Origin of the sequence: Bacillus sp. FSL K6-3312 (assembly GCF_038007485.1) — a bacterium.
GTDB lineage: Bacteria > Bacillota > Bacilli > Bacillales > Bacillaceae > Bacillus > Bacillus pumilus.
Genome location: NZ_JBBOXI010000001.1, coordinates 366,115 through 387,435 on the forward strand (window position 1 = coordinate 366,115; position 21,321 = coordinate 387,435).

Annotated in this window: 10 protein-coding genes, 1 pseudogene and 1 riboswitch; of the genes and pseudogenes, 7 read left to right on the forward strand and 4 right to left on the reverse strand. The window is 43.6% G+C overall.

Annotated features, from left to right (window positions below; genetic code table 11):
• The 4 genes and pseudogenes from MHI11_RS01980 to MHI11_RS01995 form a co-directional block, all read right to left on the reverse strand.
• Complete coding sequence (locus tag MHI11_RS01980; RefSeq protein WP_340960293.1) at positions 1-387, reverse strand: competence protein ComJ; 387 nt, start codon at positions 385-387, stop codon at positions 1-3.
• Between the two features lie 120 nt (positions 388-507).
• Positions 508-1,017 (reverse strand): annotated as a pseudogene (locus MHI11_RS01985) (methyl-accepting chemotaxis protein); the annotation flags it as partial.
• Positions 936-1,187, reverse strand: coding sequence for a hypothetical protein (locus tag MHI11_RS01990; protein ID WP_044140468.1), 252 nt, complete (start codon positions 1,185-1,187; stop codon positions 936-938). The gene MHI11_RS01990 and the pseudogene MHI11_RS01985, both read right to left, overlap by 82 nt.
• A gap of 126 nt (positions 1,188-1,313) precedes the next feature.
• The gene (locus tag MHI11_RS01995; RefSeq protein WP_340960294.1) at positions 1,314-1,742 is read right to left on the reverse strand and encodes a NucA/NucB deoxyribonuclease domain-containing protein; all 429 of its coding nucleotides are present in this window, start codon (positions 1,740-1,742) and stop codon (positions 1,314-1,316) included.
• 367 nt (positions 1,743-2,109) lie between these two features.
• Between MHI11_RS01995 and MHI11_RS02000 the strand changes: the two genes are divergently transcribed.
• From MHI11_RS02000 to MHI11_RS02030, 7 genes are all read left to right on the forward strand, one after another.
• Positions 2,110-4,179, forward strand: a complete 2,070-nt coding sequence (locus tag MHI11_RS02000) for a hydantoinase/oxoprolinase family protein (protein ID WP_340960295.1) — start codon at positions 2,110-2,112, stop codon at positions 4,177-4,179.
• The gene (locus tag MHI11_RS02005) at positions 4,169-6,154 is read left to right on the forward strand and encodes a hydantoinase B/oxoprolinase family protein (RefSeq protein ID WP_340960297.1); all 1,986 of its coding nucleotides are present in this window, start codon (positions 4,169-4,171) and stop codon (positions 6,152-6,154) included. The genes MHI11_RS02000 and MHI11_RS02005 overlap by 11 nt, the downstream gene beginning before the upstream one ends.
• On the forward strand, positions 6,151-7,236 hold the full coding sequence (locus tag MHI11_RS02010) for an ABC transporter substrate-binding protein (protein ID WP_044140473.1): 1,086 nt from the start codon (positions 6,151-6,153) through the stop codon (positions 7,234-7,236). The genes MHI11_RS02005 and MHI11_RS02010 overlap by 4 nt, the downstream gene beginning before the upstream one ends.
• Positions 7,237-7,244: 8 nt before the next feature.
• Positions 7,245-8,336 (forward strand): ABC transporter ATP-binding protein, encoded by a 1,092-nt coding sequence (locus MHI11_RS02015; RefSeq protein WP_044140474.1) that lies wholly within the window; start codon positions 7,245-7,247, stop codon positions 8,334-8,336.
• Positions 8,336-9,205 (forward strand): ABC transporter permease, encoded by an 870-nt coding sequence (locus MHI11_RS02020; RefSeq protein ID WP_003214329.1) that lies wholly within the window; start codon positions 8,336-8,338, stop codon positions 9,203-9,205. Before MHI11_RS02015 ends, MHI11_RS02020 begins: the two co-directional genes overlap by 1 nt.
• Complete coding sequence (locus tag MHI11_RS02025) at positions 9,198-10,001, forward strand: ABC transporter permease (protein WP_044140475.1); 804 nt, start codon at positions 9,198-9,200, stop codon at positions 9,999-10,001. Before MHI11_RS02020 ends, MHI11_RS02025 begins: the two co-directional genes overlap by 8 nt.
• Positions 10,002-10,371: 370 nt before the next feature.
• Positions 10,372-10,464: riboswitch (cyclic di-GMP riboswitch) on the forward strand.
• Positions 10,465-10,610: 146 nt separating this feature from the next.
• Complete coding sequence (locus MHI11_RS02030; RefSeq protein WP_340960300.1) at positions 10,611-21,317, forward strand: non-ribosomal peptide synthetase; 10,707 nt, start codon at positions 10,611-10,613, stop codon at positions 21,315-21,317.
• Positions 21,318-21,321 lie beyond the last annotated feature (4 nt).

A 21,321-nucleotide genomic window follows, 5' to 3' on the forward strand; every position in this document is an offset into this window, starting at 1 on the left:
CTACACCGTTTGGAAATTCATATGATAAAGGTCTTGATCAGGCTGCTGAGAAGTATAGCAGGTGAGCTGATAGTCTCCCTTTGGAATAGGGAAAGACAGCACCTGAGCCATGACGCTTGTGATATAAACTTGATCGCTTGCATGCGTAAAAGGCACTGTGACCGTTCTGTCAGCCGAAGCTGGGGGCATATTGCTATTTAAAGTTACGGTAACAGATGCTTTTCCGTTGTTGACCCCTTCAAAGGATACACCGTGATCTCCTATGGCGAATCCTTGAAGAATGTCATCATCTGACCAGTCAATCACAGGTGGTGTTTTGCTTCCGGTGTATACGGTGATTTGGTTATAGGAGATAGATAGGGAATAGGCTTGGTTTAAGTTATTCATTTAAAAAACTCCTTTATACAAAGATTTTCATTGGAATGTGAATGGTTGAAAGAATGATTCTTGAAGAGAATGTTAGGCAGCAAGACGATTGTCGCCGTCTTGCGCTTCTATATGAGGAATCTAGATGTGAAATTGTGAAACCATTGCTTTTAAATCTCCTGCTAAATGAGCAAGAGCTTCTGATGAAGCAGTTACTTCTTCCATTGCGGCAAATTGTTCTTCTGTTAAACCGGCTACTTGCTGTGAATGTTCACTCGTTAGTTTAACCCCTTCTGTAATAGTGGCAAAGGATCGTTTCGCATCGTTTGTATAAGCTGCGATTTTTTGTGATGCACTAGATAAATGCTTGATGCCATCTGCCACTTCTCTCATTGACTGTTGAATATCAATAAATGATTCTTCTGTATGAGAAATAAGTACAGTCCCTAGAGCCGCTTCCTCTCTTACTCGTTTGATCGCATTTGTTGAATGAGTCATCTCTTTTTGGATTTCAGAAATGAGATGGGAAATCAAATTTGATGATGCTTGTGATTCCTCAGCGAGCTTTCTCACTTCGTCTGCGACAACCGCAAATCCTTTCCCATGCTCGCCTGCTCGTGCTGCTTCAATTGCTGCGTTTTGAGCAAGTAGGCATAGCCTAGCTTTACATCACCTTTTGTTTTTTCAGTGGCCATGTGCTTGATGTTTTCTGTCATTTCACGATTCACCATATAACCAACAATTGCTGAAAAGATGATGATGACACTTAAAAAGATCAGCAAAATTTTGGCACCAAGCCTCAGTTTCCCCTTGTTCTTCATGCTTTTTGACTCCTTTAGGTATAAGGTAGGGTAAACCTCCTTAAGGATTATCGGCATGAAAAAAATGTTTGAAATACCTCAATGCAGTTACGAGGAAATTTTTTTAGATAAAAAAGGGAAATGGCATTAATCGATGATAAATTGTATTCTTGTGCCGTCAGGATCATCCGATAATTGATGACCGACCCATGAGCCTGCTCCTCTATTATCTGAAGGATTAATATATTTGACTGAAGCTCCTGTTCCTCCTTCCTTACACATCGCCATCGGCCATTCGTCCCGATCATACCCGCGCTTTGTTGGGATGCCATGAAGTGATTGTTCTCTTTGTTCATCGCTATGTTTACGGTCAATCGTACATACGGATGAATGGCCTTCATCAATGGCCTCTTCTATGTGCTTAGCGGTTTCGGGGTAACGATCTGATGGGAAGTGAATCGTTTTGTCATAAGATGAATTCGTCGTCTCTTGTTTACTTTGCTCCAGCTGAATATAGCCTGTTGCTACACTAACGACGACCAGTAAAAGCAAGAGAATGATTTTAAGAAGTTTCATAGATGCTAGCTCTCTTTCTTGTTTGCGTATTTTGTAAACAGAAGTATAGCAGAATTACTTACCAATTTCTCCTGGTTTTGAAAAAACGCCTTTTAAAGTTCGAAAAACGGTTTTTATCCATTTTCTTGCTTTTCACATTTGTAAAAATTCATAAAAATTTTAATTTTTCAGTTCATAAAAAGATTATGCTTTATCAAAATGGCTTTATCACTGCTTTTTGGGCTAATTTCAAGAATTTAACACACAGAAATTTTAAAAAAATAAAATTGACTAGACCGATATGCTTTAATAATATGGAGTCAAATATCAAAAAATGTCGTAATTTATCAAAATATCATTCTATTTACATTGTAGGAGGGAAGTACAAATGGCGGATGTCTCTTATCGGCTTGGCATAGACATAGGCGGAACATTTACTGACTTATCGCTGATGAATGAAGCAACAGGGGCGCTAACTGAACTCAAAACACCCACAGTGACTGACGACCCAGCTCAGGGAATTATCAATGGGCTAAAACTTCTAAAAGACAGAGGTGTTGATTTATCTAAAATCCAATATCTCGTACATGGCATGACAATCGGTCTTAATACATTATTGCAGAGAAAAGGAGCAGATTTGGCCCTTTTTGTGACCGAAGGCTTTCAAGACATATTGTCACTACAGCGTTTACGATTACCCATTCCTTATGACTTCAATTCTCGTTTGCCAGAACCATTGATACCACGAAAGCATGTATATCCAATCTCTGAAAGGTTGATACACGATGGTACGATCAAAAAACCTCTCCATCTGCAGCAATTAGATCATGCTGTCCAGCAGGTCATGTCTAAAGGACTAGCAGGTATTGTCATTTCTTTTTTACATAGCTATCAAAATCAAGTTCATGAATTACAGGCAAAAGCCTATATCAAACACCATTATCCGCAATTAGAAGTCCTTACTTCATCTGAATTATGGCCCCAAATGAGAGAATACGAGCGTACTGTGATGTCTGTTGTCAATTTGTATATCCAACCAAAGGTGAAACAGTATTTACAAACATTGAAAAGCCGTTTGAAAGAAGAAGGTGTACCAATTTCTCCATACATTACACAATCAAATGGTGGTTTAATGGATGCAGAAAGTGCAGCAACTTCACCTGTTAAAACACTTTTTTCTGGTCCGGCAGCTGGTGTCATTGGTGCGGCAAGAATTGCAGCCGCTGCAAACGAATCCAATCTGATCACGTTTGATGTTGGGGGGACGAGTGCAGATATCTCCATTATTCAAAATGGACAGCCTACAATGGCTCAGTCAAATCAGCTTTCAGGTTTTCCGATCATTCTTCCATCTGTTGCGATGTATTCAATAGGGGCAGGCGGGGGTTCTGTTGCATGGATTGATCAGGGCGGGCTTCTCAAAGCAGGACCAGAATCAGTTGGCTCACAGCCGGGACCAGCTTCGTATGGAAAGGGAATGAAAGCCGCCTTAACTGACGCGTTCCTCATATGTGGTTATCTCAATCAAGAGCGTTTTGCCGGAGGACATTTACAACTACAGCTGTCCGCGGCGGAAAAGGCCTTTCAGCCAATTGCTGACCAGCTCAACAAAACGGTAGAAGAAGCGGCTGACCAGCTGATTCAAGTAGCTGTCGCCAATATGTACACAGAATTAAGCAATGTCATGGAGCAGCAAGGGTTTGACCCAAGAGATTTTAGTTTACTAGCGTTTGGCGGAGCAGGACCGGTTGTAGCGAATTTCCTTGTGAGAGAAATTCATGCGAAAAACGTGGTCGTTCCTCCAAGTCCAGGAACATTATGTGCATTAGGTGCCTTGAACGCTGATTTTATTCATGATGCAGTACTGTCGAAGAAAATATGCTTACAAGACTACTCGATAGATCAACTAAAACAAGATTATGAGGTGCTTTCTCGAAAAGCGACTGATTGGTTCAGTCAGCAGAACATTCAGCATATTAAACAGACATCCATACTATTATTGGCAGATGCACGTTATCAAGGACAAGCCTTTGAGATTGAATTACCATTATCAGCTGAATGGCTGACGCAAGAACAAGATATCCATCAACTCATTGAAGCCTTTCACAAGCTACATCAGCGTCAATATGGGCATAGAGATGATCAGGCGAACATCGAGTTTACTCATTTACGAGTTCGAGTCATAGGCGAGACGCCGCCACTGCCTTTCACACCTGTTCATGAAAGCAGCGGACAATCTTTGAAGCCACATGAATACAGGCGAATCTTTATAGAAGAAAAAGAATATGAAGCAGCTATTTATTACAGAGATACTTTGTCAGTAGGCTCTGTCATTAATGGACCTGCCATCATTGAGCAGGATGATACAACAATATTGATTCTGCCAAATTGGGCAGGAGGCATTGATCAATCAGGGAACTTGGTGATTTCAAGGGAGGCGGCTTTATATGAGAACTGATCCAGCAAAGCTTGAGATGATGCGCAGTTATTTTAATGCAATTGCATCTGGCATGGGACATGTCATTGAGCGGACGTCTTTTACGACTTTCGTTAAAGAATCAGCTGACTTTGCGACAGCGTTAGCCACGCCTTCTGGAGATTTCTTTGTTTATCCGAAGACAGTGGGTGTCACGATCTTTTTAGGGCTGAGTCTTAAAAAAGCGATTGAAGAGAGCGGACCGATGCAGCCAGGAGATATTATCATCACAAATGACCCTTATACGACAGATGGTTTAGCGACTCACCTGCCGGATGTTCATATCATTAAGCCGATTTTCGTAGATGGTGAAATTGTCAGCTATGCTTGGTCTTTTGTTCATGTAAGTGATGTGGGCGGACTTGTACCCTCGAGTATTTCACCGACAGCGACCGATGTTCATCAAGAAGGATTAAGAATACCGCCAGTGAAAATTTATGAAGGCGGAAAAGAGAATCAGGTTGTACGTACTTTTTTAAGAGCCAACAGCCGAGCCAGTCATTTAAATGATGGGGATATCAATGCAATGATTGCTGCAGTAAATACAGCAGAAATTCGGTTAAAAGAAATGATCGGGAAATTTGGAATAAATGAAGTGAAACAAGGAATGATGGACCTCCTGAAACAATCTGAGGTTCGTGCAGGAAAGGTCATTGAAGCCATTCCGGATGGAACGAGTGAATTTGCTGATTATTTAGATGATGATATGATCTCGGATGTGCCGATACGGTTGAAAATTAAGTTAACGGTCAAAGGAAAGCGGCTAACGCTTGATTTTTCTGAGTGTGACCCGCAAGTGAAAACAGCTTTTAACCTTGTCACCAATGGTCAGAAGCATTCCTTCCTATATCAAGGATTGATTAATTACATTATTAGTAAAGATCCCTTTATACCGATTAATGGCGGAATCACATATCCGATTGAAGTGATTTCACCTAAAGGGACGCTAGTGCATCCAGAATACCCGGCTTCTGTTGGTATTCGGCATTCAATTACGATGCGGCTGTTCAATGTCGTGCTAGGCGCCATTGGTAAGCTGTTACCTGAAGCAGTGCCGGCAGCAGGTGCAGGTCAATCAGCTATTGTTGTTCTCTCTGTTCCTGATAATCAAACAGGCGGCAGGAAAATGTCTGTTGTCGAACCATTAGGCGGAGGCGGTGGTGCTCAAAATGGAACGGACGGAGTAGATGGTATTGATCATTCGTCTGGCTTTTTGAAGAATACACCTATTGAGAGTTTAGAACAGCATATTGATATTCATGTTCACCGATATGAGCTTTTGCCGAACACAGGCGGGGCAGGAGAAAACAGAGGCGGACATGCGATTGGTTTGGAATTTGAAATGATCAAGCCTGAATCCATGGTGACCGCACGAGGTATGGAACGTATGAAGTTTCAGCCTTGGGGGCTAATGGGCGGACGAGCGGGAGCTATCGGTGAGGTCAAGCTAGTCACAGCAAAAGATGAAAAACAAGACCAACCGAAAATAGATGTTCTACGTCTTGAAAAAGGCGATATTGTGCAATTGATATCACCAAGTGGAGGCGGTTGGGGAAATCCATTTGCAAGAGAGAAAGAAAAAGTCCTTCATGAAGTGGAAGCAGGTTTATTAAGTGAAGAAAGAGCGCTGCAGCAATATGGCGTTAAAGTGTATCTAGACCAAAATGAATGGAAGATTGATGAGGAGCAAACGAATCAGTTTCGTGAAAAGGGTAATCATCCTGCTAATATCATGTGGGATGTCGGAGAACACAGAGAAGCTTATGAGAAAGTATGGACGGATGAAGCCAGTAGCGAGCTTGCTGTGCGGCTGCGTTCCTACCCAGCCAATGAACGTACACATTATAAACATGCAGTTCATCAATATTTCAGTCATAGAAATGAGCCGTTAACAAAGAAAGATATTATTCAAGCACTTCGTCATATGGATGGACAAAAAGGGGGAAATGAATCATGAAAAGAAGATTAATCACTATTTTTGCAGGTGTTCTGTCAATGATTTTACTGCTGACAGCTTGCGGTGGGAATGGACAGGATCAAGGTAAACAGCAGCAGACTGTGATCGTTGGCGTATACGGGGGCGATTGGGAAAAGAATATCAAACCGATCCTTGAAAAGTTTGAAAAAGATACGGGAATTAAAGTCCAAACCGTCTCTGGTGCGGATTCTGAATGGTTTACAAAATTAAAAGCGTCAAATGGTAAAAATCCACCGTATGACCTGCTTATTTTACAGCCTGATACGATTCAAAGAGGCATTGCAGCAAACGTTCTTGCACCTATCGATGAAGATCAAGCACCGAATGTCAAAAAACTTTACCGTTCTGTCCAAAAGAAGCTCACTGTTGATGGAAAACAATATGCAGCAGGCTTTAGTATGGGTCAGCTTGGAATTGCTTATCGAAAAGACCTCGTAAAGCAGGAACCAAACAGCTGGACAGACCTATGGAGCAGTCAGCTAAAAGGGAAGGTAGCCATTTCATCTCCGACTTATTCAGCCGGGCTGCAATTTTTCTCTGCGCTTGTCCATGCTCAAGGGGGGACAGAATCAAATCCTAAGGATATTGATAAAGCCTTTAAAAGCCTTTCGCAATTAAAAGGGCATGTTGCTGCTTTTCCAGATAATCCAGGGTCTATTCAAACCTTGTTAGAACGTGGTGACGTCGTAGCAGTTCCATATTGGGATGGACGAGCATTTGCACTTGAAGAAGAAGGAATGAGTATTGGTTTTTCATATCCGAAAGAAGGCGCTGTTGCAGCAGTTGCGAGCTGGGCTTTAACGAAGGGAAGTCAGCATGAGGAAGCGGCTTACAAACTATTAAACTATTTAAGTGGAAAAGAAGCTCAGGAAGCTTTCTCGGAAAAATCTTATTATGGTATGTCGAATTCTGATGTGAAATACGGTGACAAGATTAAGGGGAAGGTCAAGGTTGGAGAGAATTATTATAGCAAGCTGACTTGGGTAGATTACGAAACAGCAACTTCGGAGCTGGGAAATTGGACAAATCGATGGAACGAAGTATTAGGCGGAGGAAAATAGGTGATCGTATGAGTGGAATCCATTTAGAACATATCAGCCAGCATTTCGGCGAGCAGATTGCTCTTAACGATGTCAGTCTTACGGTGAATGAGGGAGAGTTTTTCTCCCTTCTTGGTCCTAGCGGCTGCGGGAAATCAACGTTATTAAACATCATTGGCGGTTTTTTAGAACCAACAAAAGGTGTAGTCTATATTGGTGATCAGAATGTGACGAATTTACCGCCTTATCAAAGAAAAACGGGTATGGTTTTTCAAAGCTATGCACTCTTTCCGCATCTGACCGTATTTGATAATGTGGCGTATGGGTTAAAGGTTCAAAAGAAAAAGAAGGCTGAAATCAAAGAGAAGGTAATGGAGAGTTTATCTCTTGTGCAATTAGAAGCGTTTGCTAAACGTATGCCGCATCAATTAAGTGGTGGACAGCAGCAGCGGGTAGCGATTGCAAGGGCGCTTGCGATTCAGCCATCTGTTCTTCTTCTTGATGAACCGCTCAGCAATCTAGATGCAAAACTAAGAAAAAATATGCAGACGGAGCTTCGAAATATTCAAAGGAATGTCGGAATTACCACCATTCTCGTGACCCATGATCAAGAGGAAGCATTAAGTCTTTCTGATCGGGTTGGGATTTTAGGAGAGGGGAAAATCCAGCAGATTGGAACGCCTTTAGAGGTGTACCGCCAGCCAAACAATCGATTTGTTGCTGAATTTATCGGACAAGTGAACCTATTCGAGGCAGTCTATGATGAAGCGAAAGCTATATTTATCGTTCCTCATTTAATCCAGTCAAACGGGCAGGAAGTTCAGTTAAAGGCAGCGGCACACCAAGAGAAGAAGGAGAAGCATTTACTCATGCTCCGTCCAGAAAGAATCAACATATCTTCTGAGCGGGAAGACGTTCAGTCCAACTATGTATCAGGCGTGCTGGCAGATGTCAGTTATATTGGTCACTCATTACGTTTGGTGGTAGAGCTCGATAGCGGTGAAATGATTGTCCATGCTTCCGATGCAGCATTTCCTGAACTGCCGAAAGCTGGAGAAGCTATTCATATCAATTGGCAGCCTGAAGATATCGTTTTCCTAGATTCGAAGGTGCATACGTGATGCGTATCAAGAAAAAGAATCAGCGATTTCATTGGTTCATGCTGCTGCCGGCGTGTTTGTTCCTTGTTGTATTTCTTCTAGCGCCGCTAGTGATGATGTTCGTCCTCAGTTTTCGCGATGTGGATTCAATGATGAACACATTACAAACGTATAGTTTTTCTCAATATATACATGTGTTCACGACAGATGCGTATGTGAAGGCGATTGGAAGTACAGTGTGGGTAGCCTTACAGACAACGGTGATTTGTTTATTGATGGCATACCCTGCAGCATACGTGCTCGTCAAGGCACCTCATCCACGTCTGCGGGCATTTTTCTATATCTTACTTGTCTCCCCGCTTTTGACAAGCGTAGTGATTCGGACGTTTGCATGGATTGTCCTTCTTTCACAAAATGGTCTGATCAATGGCATGTTATTAGATTTACATGTGATTGAGAAGCCGCTCTCTATGCTGTGGAATATGAATGCGGTGATTATTGCTTATGTTCAGGTCATGCTGCCTTTTGCAGTGCTGCCTATTGCGACGAGCTTAACTGATATGGATCGTCATTTACGATCGGCTTCTATGAGTCTAGGAGCTGGACGAATTCGAACCTTCTTTCATGTGACCTTTCCATTGACCATTCCAGGGATGGTGACTGGGGCTATTATTGTCTTTTCGCTGGCGGCTGGGAGCTATATCACTCCGCTCTTAGTCGGCGGAAGAATGCAGCCGCTGCTGCCTCTGTCTATTTATCAGCAGGTCATGCAGGTGTATAACTTGCCTCTTGCTGCAGCGATGTCCTTTACGTTATTGGTTTGTGTGCTTGTGGTGGTCAGTTTATTAAGCTATCTATTGAAGCGTTGGGAGGCGAGGATGCATGCGTAAAAAATCATTTGGTGATCGCTTGCTTTCAATCCTGGTTTGGACTGCTGGGTCATTGGTTTATCTCTTTTTGACCATACCTGTTCTTGTCATCGTCTTATCTGCTTTTAGTCCAAATGCCTTTCCTGAATTTCCGCCGACTTCGTTCTCTGTTCGTTGGTTTCAAGAGGTCGTGTCGAATCCAGAATGGATGGAGTCTCTGCGTATCAGTGTGATTTTGCTATTCATCGTAACGCCTCTCACGGTTCTTTTAGGCACGATGGCTTCGTATGCTTTAGCAAGGCTTTCCTTTAAGGGAAAGGAGGCCATTCAAGCCTTCATTTTGTCACCTCTTATGATTCCTCAAGTAGTGTTAGGGATTGCCATGCTTTATTTGTTTACGGCTATGGGGTTTACGGGATCTTTGTGGGCGCTTGTTATAGGTCACGTCATTATTGGCTTTCCCTATGTGGTTCGAACAGTAGGCGTCAGTGTATCGAATTTGGACCCACGGCTTGAGCTAGCTTCAATGAATCTTGGCGCAGGACCCATTCGCACATTCTTTCGAGTGACGCTGCCTTTGATAAAGCCAGGAATTATTGCAGGCGGGGTGTTTTCAGCTGTGACGTCATTTGGGGAAATATCGATTAGTTTGTTCGTTTCCTCTCCTCAAACGATTACGATTCCCGTCAGGACGTTTAATTACATTGAGCAAACCTTTGATCCGAGTGTCAATGCGATATCTGTCATATTTATTATCATTTCTATCATTGCGTTGCTCATTATTGAAAAAACAATTGGCCTGTCTAAGGTGATGTAAATATAATGAAGAAACAAGGGAGCTGTCATTTGAAATGGCAGCTCTTTTTGTGTTGTTTTTACGGTAAATATTTTCAATTTTTTAGGGAATATAGTTCTTAAGATTTAAGAAAATGTGGAGGATGGGAGGAGACCTCTATCCTACATTTTCGGTCATATTTGCAAAATTTAAGGAAAAACATGAAATTTTTGCGGTATTTAGTCGATTATTTTCGGTTGAACGCAACTATTATTAGTTATTTTCGGTAAATATCGTAAATTATTATGTGATTCATTCGGCATAACGCATGAATCTTTACACCCATTTTTCGGTGAAAAAAACAATAATTTCATATAAAGTGGACGTAATATAGAAAATATTTAAAAAGAAAAGAAGAAAAAGGCAAATCTATGGAAACGTAGAGACGCAAAGCCATGTCCTAAGGTAAATGTTGCTTTTTTACTATGGTCGGCAGGTTACCGAATCAAAATGGGAGTCCCTCCGTTTTATTCGGGGTGGGCTTCTTTCCGTATTCTGTCTATTTTAATGGAATAGACTTGGTTCTTTTGATATAGAGGGTGCAGGGTTGTCACATTGGTGGAGAAAACACAGAAGAGGCGGAGGATGAAAATGAATACAGTTTATTACCCCTTAACACATGCGCAAAAGCGAGTATTCTACACGGAAAGATTTTATCCAGGTACAAGTATTTCTAATTTGGGTGGATTCGCCAGATTGAGATCGGTATCAGGTTTAGATCCATCTTTGGTCGTTGACGTGCTTCAAGCGTACATTCGCCAAACTGACTCCCTTCGGTTGAGGCTGGTGTATCGGCATGAGCAGGAGGAGCCTGTTCAATATATCAAGCCTTATGAAGAACAGCCGATTCGGATGGAGAAGGGCTGGAGTGAAGAAGAAGTGAGGGCTTGGGCGAATGAACAAATCCGTGAGCCGATGCCGTTGATTGACAGCCCCTTGATTGAATTTACGGTCTTTCAAATCAGTGATCAAGAGTGCTGGCTGTTTTGTAAAGCACATCATATTGTGGCGGATGGTATCTCCATTATCTTGATGGGAAATCGCATTATCGACTTGTACCAGGACATGCTGCAGGGGGTAGACATCTCACCGGTTGAGGAGATTTCCTTCGTTGACCACATCATGAGTGAGCAAAGCTATGAAACTTCTAAACGATTTCAAAAAGACCAAGCTTTTTGGAATGAACAATTTGCCAATATTCCAGATTTCGCTTCTTTAAAACCGCATAAGGGATATGAGATGAGTTTACATGCGGAGCGATTTTCAGGGGATATTCCAGATTCTTTGAAGGAGAAACTTCGTACGTTTTGTGAAGAGCAGAAAGTCAGTATGCTCTCGATGTTCATGTCTACTGTTTATATGTATTTGCATCGTTTTAGCGGTATGGAGGATGTTGTCCTTGGAACCTTTATGGGCAACCGAACGAATGCCAAAGAAAAAAAGATGATTGGTATGTTTGTTTCCACCATTCCGATGCGTGCATCTGTTCAAGGGTCGCAATCATTTCTTGATTTCGTCAAACAGGTCATGGCGGATCAAATGAAGATTTTGCGTCACCAAAAGTACCCTTACAATCTCCTCATGAATGATTTACGTGAAAGAGAAGGGTTTACAGGACGCCTTTTTGATATTTCTTTAGAATACCAAGTCATGCAGTGGCAGAAAAAAGAGAATCTGTCTTTTATTACTGAACCGATCTTTAGCGGGAGCGGAATGAATGATATTTCCATTCATGTAAAGGACCGCTGGGATACAGATACATTGACCATTGATTTGGACTACCGTACAGATGTATTCACCGAAGAAGAAATCAGTCAGATGTTTGATCGATTCTTGATCATACTAGAAGCGGCGGTCTCTCAGCCTGACCAGCTGATCGGGAAACTCCCTTTACTTCCACCAGATGAACAAAAGGAACTGCTTCAATTATCTGAGAGAAAACCGTTTGAAAAGCCAGCTGAAAAGCCGGTTCACCACTTGTTTGATGAGACAGCCAATAAGTATGCAGAGCGGACAGCTGTTGTAGCAGAAAATGGAGCATTTACTTATGGAGAGCTGTTTCAAAAGGCAGAAAAGCTGGCGCGTTTTTTACAAATGAAAGGTGTCTCGCGTGATGTGCCTGTTGCTGTCCTAATGGATCGGAAGGCAGAGGCTATGGTGGCGATCTTCGGCATATTAAAGGCTGGCGGGGCGTATGTACCGATTGATCCGGCATTACCTGAGGAGCGTATTCAATATATTGTGGAGGATTCTGGTGCTTCCATTGTGTTAACTGAGGAATCGTTCGTTTCAACATACCGTGTCCTCTCGGAAAAAATGGTCGTGCAGCAGCAAATCGCATTAGATGATGAACTGTTGCCTCAGCTTGTAGATCAGTCGTTACCAGAGGATTTGGCTTATATGATTTATACATCGGGGACGACTGGAAAGCCGAAGGGCGTCATGATTGAGCATCTTCAGCTGCATCATTTGGTCCATGCCTTGCATCATGAGGTTTATGAAGAGGCGAGTGAGCTTCAAATGGCGCTTCTTGCACCATTCCATTTTGATGCATCGGTGAAACAAATCTTTGCTGCACTATTATTTGGGCATACGCTTCATATCATCCCGCGAGAAACAACGAGAAATGGTGTTCAATTAGCGGCTTATTATAGAAAACATCAAATTGAAGCAGCGGACGGAACACCGGCGCATGTGCAGCTTTTACTTGCAGCGGAATTAGATGGGCTGTCACTCTTGCATATGTTAGTTGGGGGAGAAGCATTGCCTGCGAAAGCAGCATATTCTCTTATCGAAGCGGTTCGGATGAGTGAGCCTGATTTTACTTTGTGGAATGTGTATGGTCCGACTGAGACGTGTGTCGATGCGGCGGTTCATCGTCTGGAACTAAGTGAGCTGCGCGAATCATCCGAACAGCAGCGTTATGTGTCGATCGGAAAGCCGCTCGGTCATCACCGTCTTTACATTTTAAATGACCATGATCAATTACAGGTACAGGGGGCTGCTGGAGAACTGTGCGTTGCAGGGATAGGTGTTGGACGAGGCTATGTGAATCAGCCTGAATTGACGGAGAAAGTATTTACGGCAGATCCATTTTCTCCAGATGAGCGGATGTATCGAACAGGGGATCTAGTCAGATGGCTTCCGGATGGCACAATTGATTATCTTGGCAGAATGGATGATCAAGTGAAAATAAGGGGTTACCGCATAGAAACAGGCGAAATTGAAGCAGTGATGGAGCAGGTAGATGGAGTGGATCAAGCTGTCGTACTTGTTGTCGAAGAAGCGGACGGGGAAAAGGCGTTAAGTGCTTACTATCAAGCTCGTCATGAAAATGTGTTAGTTGACATACTTCAAGCCGCTATCAAACATCAGCTACCAGCTTACATGATGCCGCTCTATTTCAAAGAGCTCGATTTATTTCCACTCACAGTCAGTGGCAAAGTCGATCGTCGTGCACTTGCTGCCTTAAAAGGTGATAAAGCCGTTCAAGCTGTTTATGCTGCGCCTAGAAACGAGCTCGAAACGAAGCTTGTGCGTTTGTGGAAAGAAATCCTTGGTCAAGAGAAGATTGGTATATATGATTCCTTCTTCGAACGAGGGGGGCATTCGCTGAAAGCAATGACTGTACTCACACATGTGCAGCGAGATTTTCAGGTAGAGGTGCCGCTGTCCATTTTATTTGAACAGCAGACTATTGCCGCTTTGGCTGCCTACATTGAGCAAGCGGAAACATCTTCTGAAACGGTGATACCTAAAGCACCTGCCTTAGACCATTATCCATTGTCACCTCCACAGCAGCGCGTTTATATGGTGAGTCAATTGGAGCAAAGCACTGCATATCATATGCCGGCTGTTGTGAAGTTAAAAGGAACGCTGCAGCAAGAGAAGCTGATGGAAGCCTTTGAAAAACTCATCATACGTCATGATATGCTGCGTACGTCTTTTCATACGTTGAAAGGTGTTCCTCGTCAGCGGGTAGCTCCATCCGTGTCATTTCAAATCGAACAGCTAACAGGCGGCACGATGGAAGAAAATATGCAGCAATTTGTCAGACCCTTTGACCTTGAGTGTGCACCACTTCTTCGTATTGGCTTGAAGTCATTACATGACCAGGAGCACCTGCTCTTTTTCGATATGCATCACCTGATCTCAGATGGTCTTTCGATTGATTTGATGCTGCGTGAGCTATCAGACGCTTACAAAGGATCGGTCAAAGCCCCATTGAAGCTTCAATATCAGGACTATGCTGTTTGGCAAGAACAACAAGATTTTCAAAAAGAAGAGGCATTCTGGCTGCAGGAATTTTCGGGTGATCTTCCTGCTTTACAGCTGCTGACCGATTATCAGCGCCCAGCGGTCCAATCGTTTTCGGGTGATCGTGTGATCAAAGAAATCAATGAAACGTTAAAGGGACAATTACAGGAGCTAGCGGCAAAACACCATACGACACTGTATACGGTTCTGCTTTCTGCTTACTATACATTGCTTGCGAAGTACACGGGTCAAAAGGAATTCGTGGTTGGAACACCGGCGGCGGGGCGAGTGCATGCAGACTTGGATGACATGATTGGCATGTTTGTCCAGACACTTGCTTTGCGATCCGAGGTTGATCCGAATGGAACCATGTCGCAGTTGATCGAGCAAGTGAAGGAAAAGACGATGCATGCATTTGAGCATCAGCAATATCCATTTGAACGACTGCTTGAAAAACTGAATGTGCCAAGGGATTTTAGCCGTCATCCATTATTCGATACCGTTTTTACACTCATGCCAGATCATGGATCAGCCCAGCATATAGGAGAAATGCAAGTTGAAATCGAAGAAACCAATTTCCATATTGCAAAGTTTGATTTAACGCTGCAAGCGATGGAGTCAGATCAAGGGTTATCCTTTGTCCTCGATTACAGTACGGCGCTATTTAAACGAAGTACAGCCGAGCAGATGCTGCATCATTATATGTATTTGCTGAAGCAGATGGTTCAAGCGCCGGAGGAGGCGATTCGATCTTATCGATTACTCTCTGAACAAGAAGCAGAAGCTCAACTGAATCTGTGGAATCCGTTACCGACGCCTTATCCGTCAGAAGAAACCATTGTGACGCAGTTTGAAGCACAGGTGAAGGCGCACGGTCATAAGTCTGCCCTCCAATGTGAAGGTGTGATTCTTTCTTACCAAGAACTAAATGGCCGTGTGAATCAGCTGGCTCATTATTTAAGTGAACATGGGTTTGAAAGAGGGATGAAAGCAGCCTTATTCTTTGAACGGTCTAATGAGATGGTACTCTCTGTTCTAGCTGTACTTAAGGCGGGCGGCGTCTATGTACCAATTGATCCTGATTTCCCTGATGAACGCGTGAAGCACTTTTTAACAGATAGCGGTGCGCGATTCTTATTGACACATCAAGTGCTGCGCCATCGCTCGGTACTCGCTTCTTTCGAGGGAAACATCATCGAAACAGAAGATCAGGCAATTGACCAGCAATCAGACAGCCCTATAGATGTTGGTATTTTACCAGAGGACTTGGCGAATTTGACCTATACATCTGGTACAACTGGAAAACCTAAAGGAAATATGGTGACACACCGGAACATTTTGAGAACAGTGAAGCAATCAAATTATCTTGCCATTTATCAGGAAGATACGGTGATGAGTTTATCAAACTATGTATTTGATGCTTTTATGTTCGATGTGTTTGGTGCTTTATTAAACGGTGCGAAACTGATTGTTCTGCCAAAGGATCATATCTTAAACATGAATGAGCTTTCTGGAGCGATTGAGAAGGAGAAAGTCAGTATTTTAATGATCACGACAGCTCTTTTTCACTTACTTATCGATATGAAAAAAGACAGCCTGAAGAACGTTAGAAAAGTTCTATTTGGCGGAGAACGTGCTTCCGTGCCTCATGTCATGACTGCACTTGAAACGGTAGGGGAAGGCAAACTTGTTCATATGTACGGTCCTTCTGAAAGTACGATTTTCACTACGTATTATCCAGTGAATCACATTGAGGAGCAGGCGTTATCCATTCCAATCGGAAAGCCAGTGAGTCAAACGGCTGTTTATATTGTAGATGAATTTGGACAGCTGCAGCCGCCAGGTGTAGCGGGAGAGCTATGTGTCGCTGGTGATGGACTGGTAAAAGGATATTATGGGCAGCCAGAACTCACAAGCGAAAAATTTGTGAAAAATCCTTTCCGCTCTGGTGAGGCGATGTATAAAACAGGTGATCTTGCCCGCTGGCTGTCAAATGGAGAGATTGAATTCATTGGACGAATCGATCATCAAGTGAAGATTCGAGGTCAGCGTATTGAACTTGGAGAAATTGAGCATCAGTTGCTGCGCCATCCGCAATTAAAGGAAGCCGTCGTCATTGCAGCTCCAAATGACACATTATGTGCGTATTTTACAGCCGAAGGGTCTGTCTCATTAACTGATTTGCGCGAGCAAGCAGGGCGTGAACTGCCTGTGTATATGATGCCGTCATTCTTCATGCAATTAGACGAGCTTCCGCTGACGAATAACGGCAAGATAGATAGGCGCGCGCTACCGGTGCCTGACCTAAGTGAGCAAGGGGTAAATGAGTACATCCCTCCTCAAACAGAAACGGAGCGTCTCGTGGCGCGCATTTGGGAAGAAGTTCTTGAAGTGCCGCGAATCGGCAGGCACGATCATTTCTTTGAATGCGGTGGTCATTCGCTGCGCGGCATGAAAATGCTGAACAAGCTGTATGAAGAGATGCATGTGGAGCTCACTTTAAAGTCTTTATTTGAATCCCCAATATTAGAGGCGTTTGCCTTTGCGGTTGATCAAGCGGATCAAACGGAGATCAAGCGGGTGGAGGTTGCAGAAGAAGCGGCCTATTATCCAGTGACATCTGCTCAGAAAAGGCTGTTTGTATTGGAGAAAATGACCGATGCGGAGCAAAGCTATCATATGCCGGCTGCTTTAAAACTAGAAGGTGCTTTTGATGAAAAACGATTTAAAAAAGCGATTGAACAGCTTGTCCATCGTCATGAAGCATTCCGAACGAGCTTTGATTTTGTTCAGAATGAACCTGTTCAACGGATTGAACCAAACATCTCCGTAGACATTGAGACAATCGAAGGGAACGGAAGAGACATACAGGAATTGATGAATGACTTTATCCGTCCATTTAATATAGAAAAGGCGCCTCTACTCAGAGTAGGTCTAGTTTCTGCTTCCGTAAATGTCCATTATTTACTGATTGATATGCACCATATCATTTCAGATGGTGCATCTGTGGGCATTTTAATTGAAGAGCTTTCAGCCTTGTATCGAGGAGACAAACTAGAGGAATTACCTGTTCAATATAAGGATTATGCGGTTTGGTCAAAAAGCGAGACGTTTGCTGCACAAAAAAGAGCTGAAGAGGCGTTTTGGCTGAAGCAATTAGAAGGAGAACTGCCTGTACTGGCACTGCCAGAAGATTTGCCAAGACCAAAAGTGCAAACATTCGCAGGAGATCGTGTCTTATTTACAATCAATGGGCCGCTTAAAGCGAAATTGGATGAGCTGGTCAGAGCGCTCAACAGTACGACGTATACAGTGCTGCTCACTTGCTACAGTACCCTTTTAAGCAAGCTATCAAGACAAGAAGATATCATCATCGGTTCGCCGATTGTGGGCAGAACTCATCCGGATATTCAATCTGTCATTGGTATGTTTGTGAACACGCTGGCACTTAGAACAAAGCCAGCAGGACATCTGACAGCCGCAGAATTTGCGTCAAATGTTCATCAGCTTGTGTTAGAGGCAAATGAGCATCAGTTGTACCCATTTGAAGAATTGGTAGACCGAGTACAAGCGGTTCGAGACACTAGCCGTCATCCAATCTTTGATGTGGTGTTCTCGATGGAAAATGCGGATATTCGTGATTTAACGATGGATGGACTTCATATTGTTCCGGAGCCATTCGAAGAGAATATCGCCAAATTTGATTTGACCTTAACGGGAAACGAATCGGCTGATCACATTGAGCTTGTGTTCGATTTTAATACTTCTATCTTTCAACAGTCGTCGATTGAAAAGTGGAAGGAGTTTTTCCTTCATTTATTGGAACAAATGGTATCAGCGCCAGGTCAAACGCTAGATCAAATGCAGCTATTATCACCGAAGCAGCAGCAAAAAATGCTCAACGAATGGTCAGGTCCTGTCCTAGACGTTCCGTCAGATCAAACGATTCATGCACTGATTGAGGCTAAGGCATACCAGACACCTCATCAAAAAGCGGCGACCTTCTGCGGAACGAGCTGGACGTATGAAGAGCTGAACAATCGGGCAAATAGAGTCGCTTTAAGACTCAGATCAAACGGCATAAAACGAGGAGATCGCGTTGGTATTCTCACCCGTCCATCCCTTGACATGACGGCAGCCGTCCTTGGCGTTCTCAAGGCAGGTGCGGCATTCGTTCCAATTGATGCGGATTATCCGGATCAGCGTATTGCCTACATGCTGGAAGACTGCGGGGCAGAGGTGCTTCTCATGCAAAAAGGACTGACTGCACCATCTTCATTCACAGGTCATGTTCTGCATATAGAAGATGCCGTAGAAGGCGAAGCACAAGAAATTCAGGTTCATGTCAAACCAACAGATCTCGCCTATATGATTTACACGTCTGGAACGACAGGACAGCCGAAAGGTGTCATGGTCGAGCACCATTCTCTTGTGAATCTTGCGTTCTGGCACAATGATGCCTTCCAAGTGACAAACGCGGACCGAACCGCCAAATATGCCGGCTTTGGCTTTGACGCCTCTATTTGGGAAATGTTCCCGACATGGATCGCCGGCGCAGAGCTGCACATCATTGATGAAGTAATTCGTCTCGATATGATCAAGCTCAATGCGTATTTCAATGACGAAAATATCACCATTGCATTCCTGCCAACTCAGCTATGCGAGCAGTTTATGTCTATGGAGAACCATTCTCTGCGTTACTTATTGACAGGCGGAGACAAGCTGAAACAGGTGAAGCCTGTTCCGTATAAACTCGTTAATAACTACGGTCCGACAGAAAACACCGTCGTGGCGACAAGCGGGATCATCGATCCAGATCAAGGTACGCTTCCGATTGGAACAGCGATTGCCAATACTCGTTTTTACATTATGGGTTCGTTATATGACCTCTCGCCGCCAGGCGTAACGGGTGAGCTTGTGATCGCAGGAAAAGGACTGGCAAGAGGGTACTGGAATCTTCCAGAGGAAACAGAGAAAAGCTTTGTCCCAGATCCATTTTATCCAGGTGAGCGTATGTACCTGACAGGCGACTTAGTGAAATGGACAGAGAATGGCGAGCTGATCTATCTCGGCAGAAAAGACCATCAGGTCAACATCCGCGGCTTCCGGATTGAGCTGTCAGAAATTGAAGCGCAACTTCTTGCACTTTCGGAAGTCAAAGAAGCAGTCGTGACAACGGTCAAAGATGCCAGCGATCAAGACGCGCTTGCCGCTTATGTCATCACGGAGAATGAAACAGAAGACTTAAAAGAAAGCTTAAAACGCACGTTGCCAGACTATATGGTGCCTTCATGGATTATCAAGTTAGACCAACTGCCGATGACGGCAAATGGCAAAGTGGATCTAAAAGCATTGCCAGCACCTGATAAGGAAGCCAATCAAACAGCTTACGAATCCCCAAGAGACGAAGTTGAAACGCTTCTATGTGGCACTTGGGAAGACGTGCTTGGCGTCAGCCAAGTCGGCATTCATGATCACTTCTTCTTCCTTGGTGGAGACTCGATTAAAGGCATTCAAATGGCAAGCAGGCTCACACAAGCGGGCTGGAAGCTTGATATGAAACTACTATTCCAGTACCCAACGATTGCGGAGCTACGCCCATATATCGAAGAAGCCGATCAACTGACAGCCGACCAATCACCTGTCGAAGGAGAAGTCATTTTCACACCGATTCAGCGCTGGTTCTTTGAACGAAACTTTACGAGTCAGCACCATTGGAACCAATCAGTTATGCTCCAAGCGCCAAATGGCTTGGATGAAACCATCGTTCAGCAAGTGTTGGAGCAGCTCATGATCCATCACGATGCCTTGCGAATGGTGTATCCGCTTGAAGAAGGACGCGTGATCCAGCGTCATCGAAAAATCGAAGAAAACTTGGTGGCTGTTGATGTGGTAGAAGTACAAGGGGAACTGTCGCAGCAAATCCAGCAGGTAGAAAAGCTGGCAAATGAAGTGCAGGCGAGTATATCGCTAGCGGAAGGACCTTTAGTAAAGCCAGCCATTTTCCGAACGGATCAAGGGGATCATTTACTGCTCGCTGTACATCATCTTGTCATCGATGGTGTGTCATGGCGTATTTTCCTTGAAGATTTTATGGCTCTTTATGAACAGTCGAAGCGCGGGGAAATCCTGACACTTCCTGAAAAAACACACTCTTTCCAAGAATATGCCCAGAAGCTGACGGAATACGCGATGTCAGATGAGTTGCTGTTGGAAAGAGCTTATTGGAAAAAGGTACTTGCGCATTCTGTTACACCGCTTCAAAAGGATCATGTGACGGAGGATCAGCGGATGCTTCATACACAGACCATTCGTTTTACATTGTCTGAGGAGGAAACGCGCAGTCTGCTGACAGATGTACATGAAGCATATCAAACAGACATCAATGATATTTTGCTGACAGCACTCGGATTGTCCATGAAAGAGTGGACTGGTGAAGACAGACACTTTATACATCTTGAAGGACACGGGAGAGAGAACATCCTCCCTGCGGTCAATGTATCACGGACGATTGGCTGGTTTACAAGTATGTATCCTGTGTTACTGGATATGTCGCATGCAGACGATCTTTCTTATCAGATCAAGCATTTAAAAGAGGAGCTCAGGCACATCCCGAACAAGGGAATCGGCTATGGCATATTAAAATATTTAACCCCTGACAAGATGAAGGACGATATCTCATTTGATCTCGTGCCACATATCAGCTTTAACTATCTTGGTCAGTTTGATGAACAGATCATCGGTGAGTTAAGCCGCTCAACGTGGGATGCAGGCCAATCGCTGAGTCCTGAATCAGAGAAACCTCATGCACTTGATATTGTTGGTTTCGTCGAACAAGCCATGCTCCATGTGACGATTTCTTATCATCATCTTGAATTTGAAGAACGTACGATGGAACAATTCAAGGACCTTCTTGAAAAGAATGTGAAGGCGCTGATCTCACATTGCGTATCACAGGAGGAAACCCAGATGACACCTAGTGATGTGGGGGATGAAGATCTCACGATGGATGAACTTGAAAAGCTAATGGATATATTTTAAGCAA

Bases quoted from the DNA above. Each gene is read 5' to 3' on its own strand.
- MHI11_RS01980 (WP_340960293.1), bottom strand. From the start codon at position 387: ATGAATAACTTAAACCAAGCCTATTCCCTATCTATCTCCTATAACCAA.
- MHI11_RS01990 (WP_044140468.1), bottom strand. From the start codon at position 1,187: ATGAAGAACAAGGGGAAACTGAGGCTTGGTGCCAAAATTTTGCTGATC.
- MHI11_RS01995 (WP_340960294.1), bottom strand. From the start codon at position 1,742: ATGAAACTTCTTAAAATCATTCTCTTGCTTTTACTGGTCGTCGTTAGT.
- MHI11_RS02000 (WP_340960295.1), top strand. From the start codon at position 2,110: ATGGCGGATGTCTCTTATCGGCTTGGCATAGACATAGGCGGAACATTT.
- MHI11_RS02005 (WP_340960297.1), top strand. From the start codon at position 4,169: ATGAGAACTGATCCAGCAAAGCTTGAGATGATGCGCAGTTATTTTAAT.
- MHI11_RS02010 (WP_044140473.1), top strand. From the start codon at position 6,151: ATGAAAAGAAGATTAATCACTATTTTTGCAGGTGTTCTGTCAATGATT.
- MHI11_RS02015 (WP_044140474.1), top strand. From the start codon at position 7,245: ATGAGTGGAATCCATTTAGAACATATCAGCCAGCATTTCGGCGAGCAG.
- MHI11_RS02020 (WP_003214329.1), top strand. From the start codon at position 8,336: ATGCGTATCAAGAAAAAGAATCAGCGATTTCATTGGTTCATGCTGCTG.
- MHI11_RS02025 (WP_044140475.1), top strand. From the start codon at position 9,198: ATGCGTAAAAAATCATTTGGTGATCGCTTGCTTTCAATCCTGGTTTGG.
- MHI11_RS02030 (WP_340960300.1), top strand. From the start codon at position 10,611: ATGAATACAGTTTATTACCCCTTAACACATGCGCAAAAGCGAGTATTC.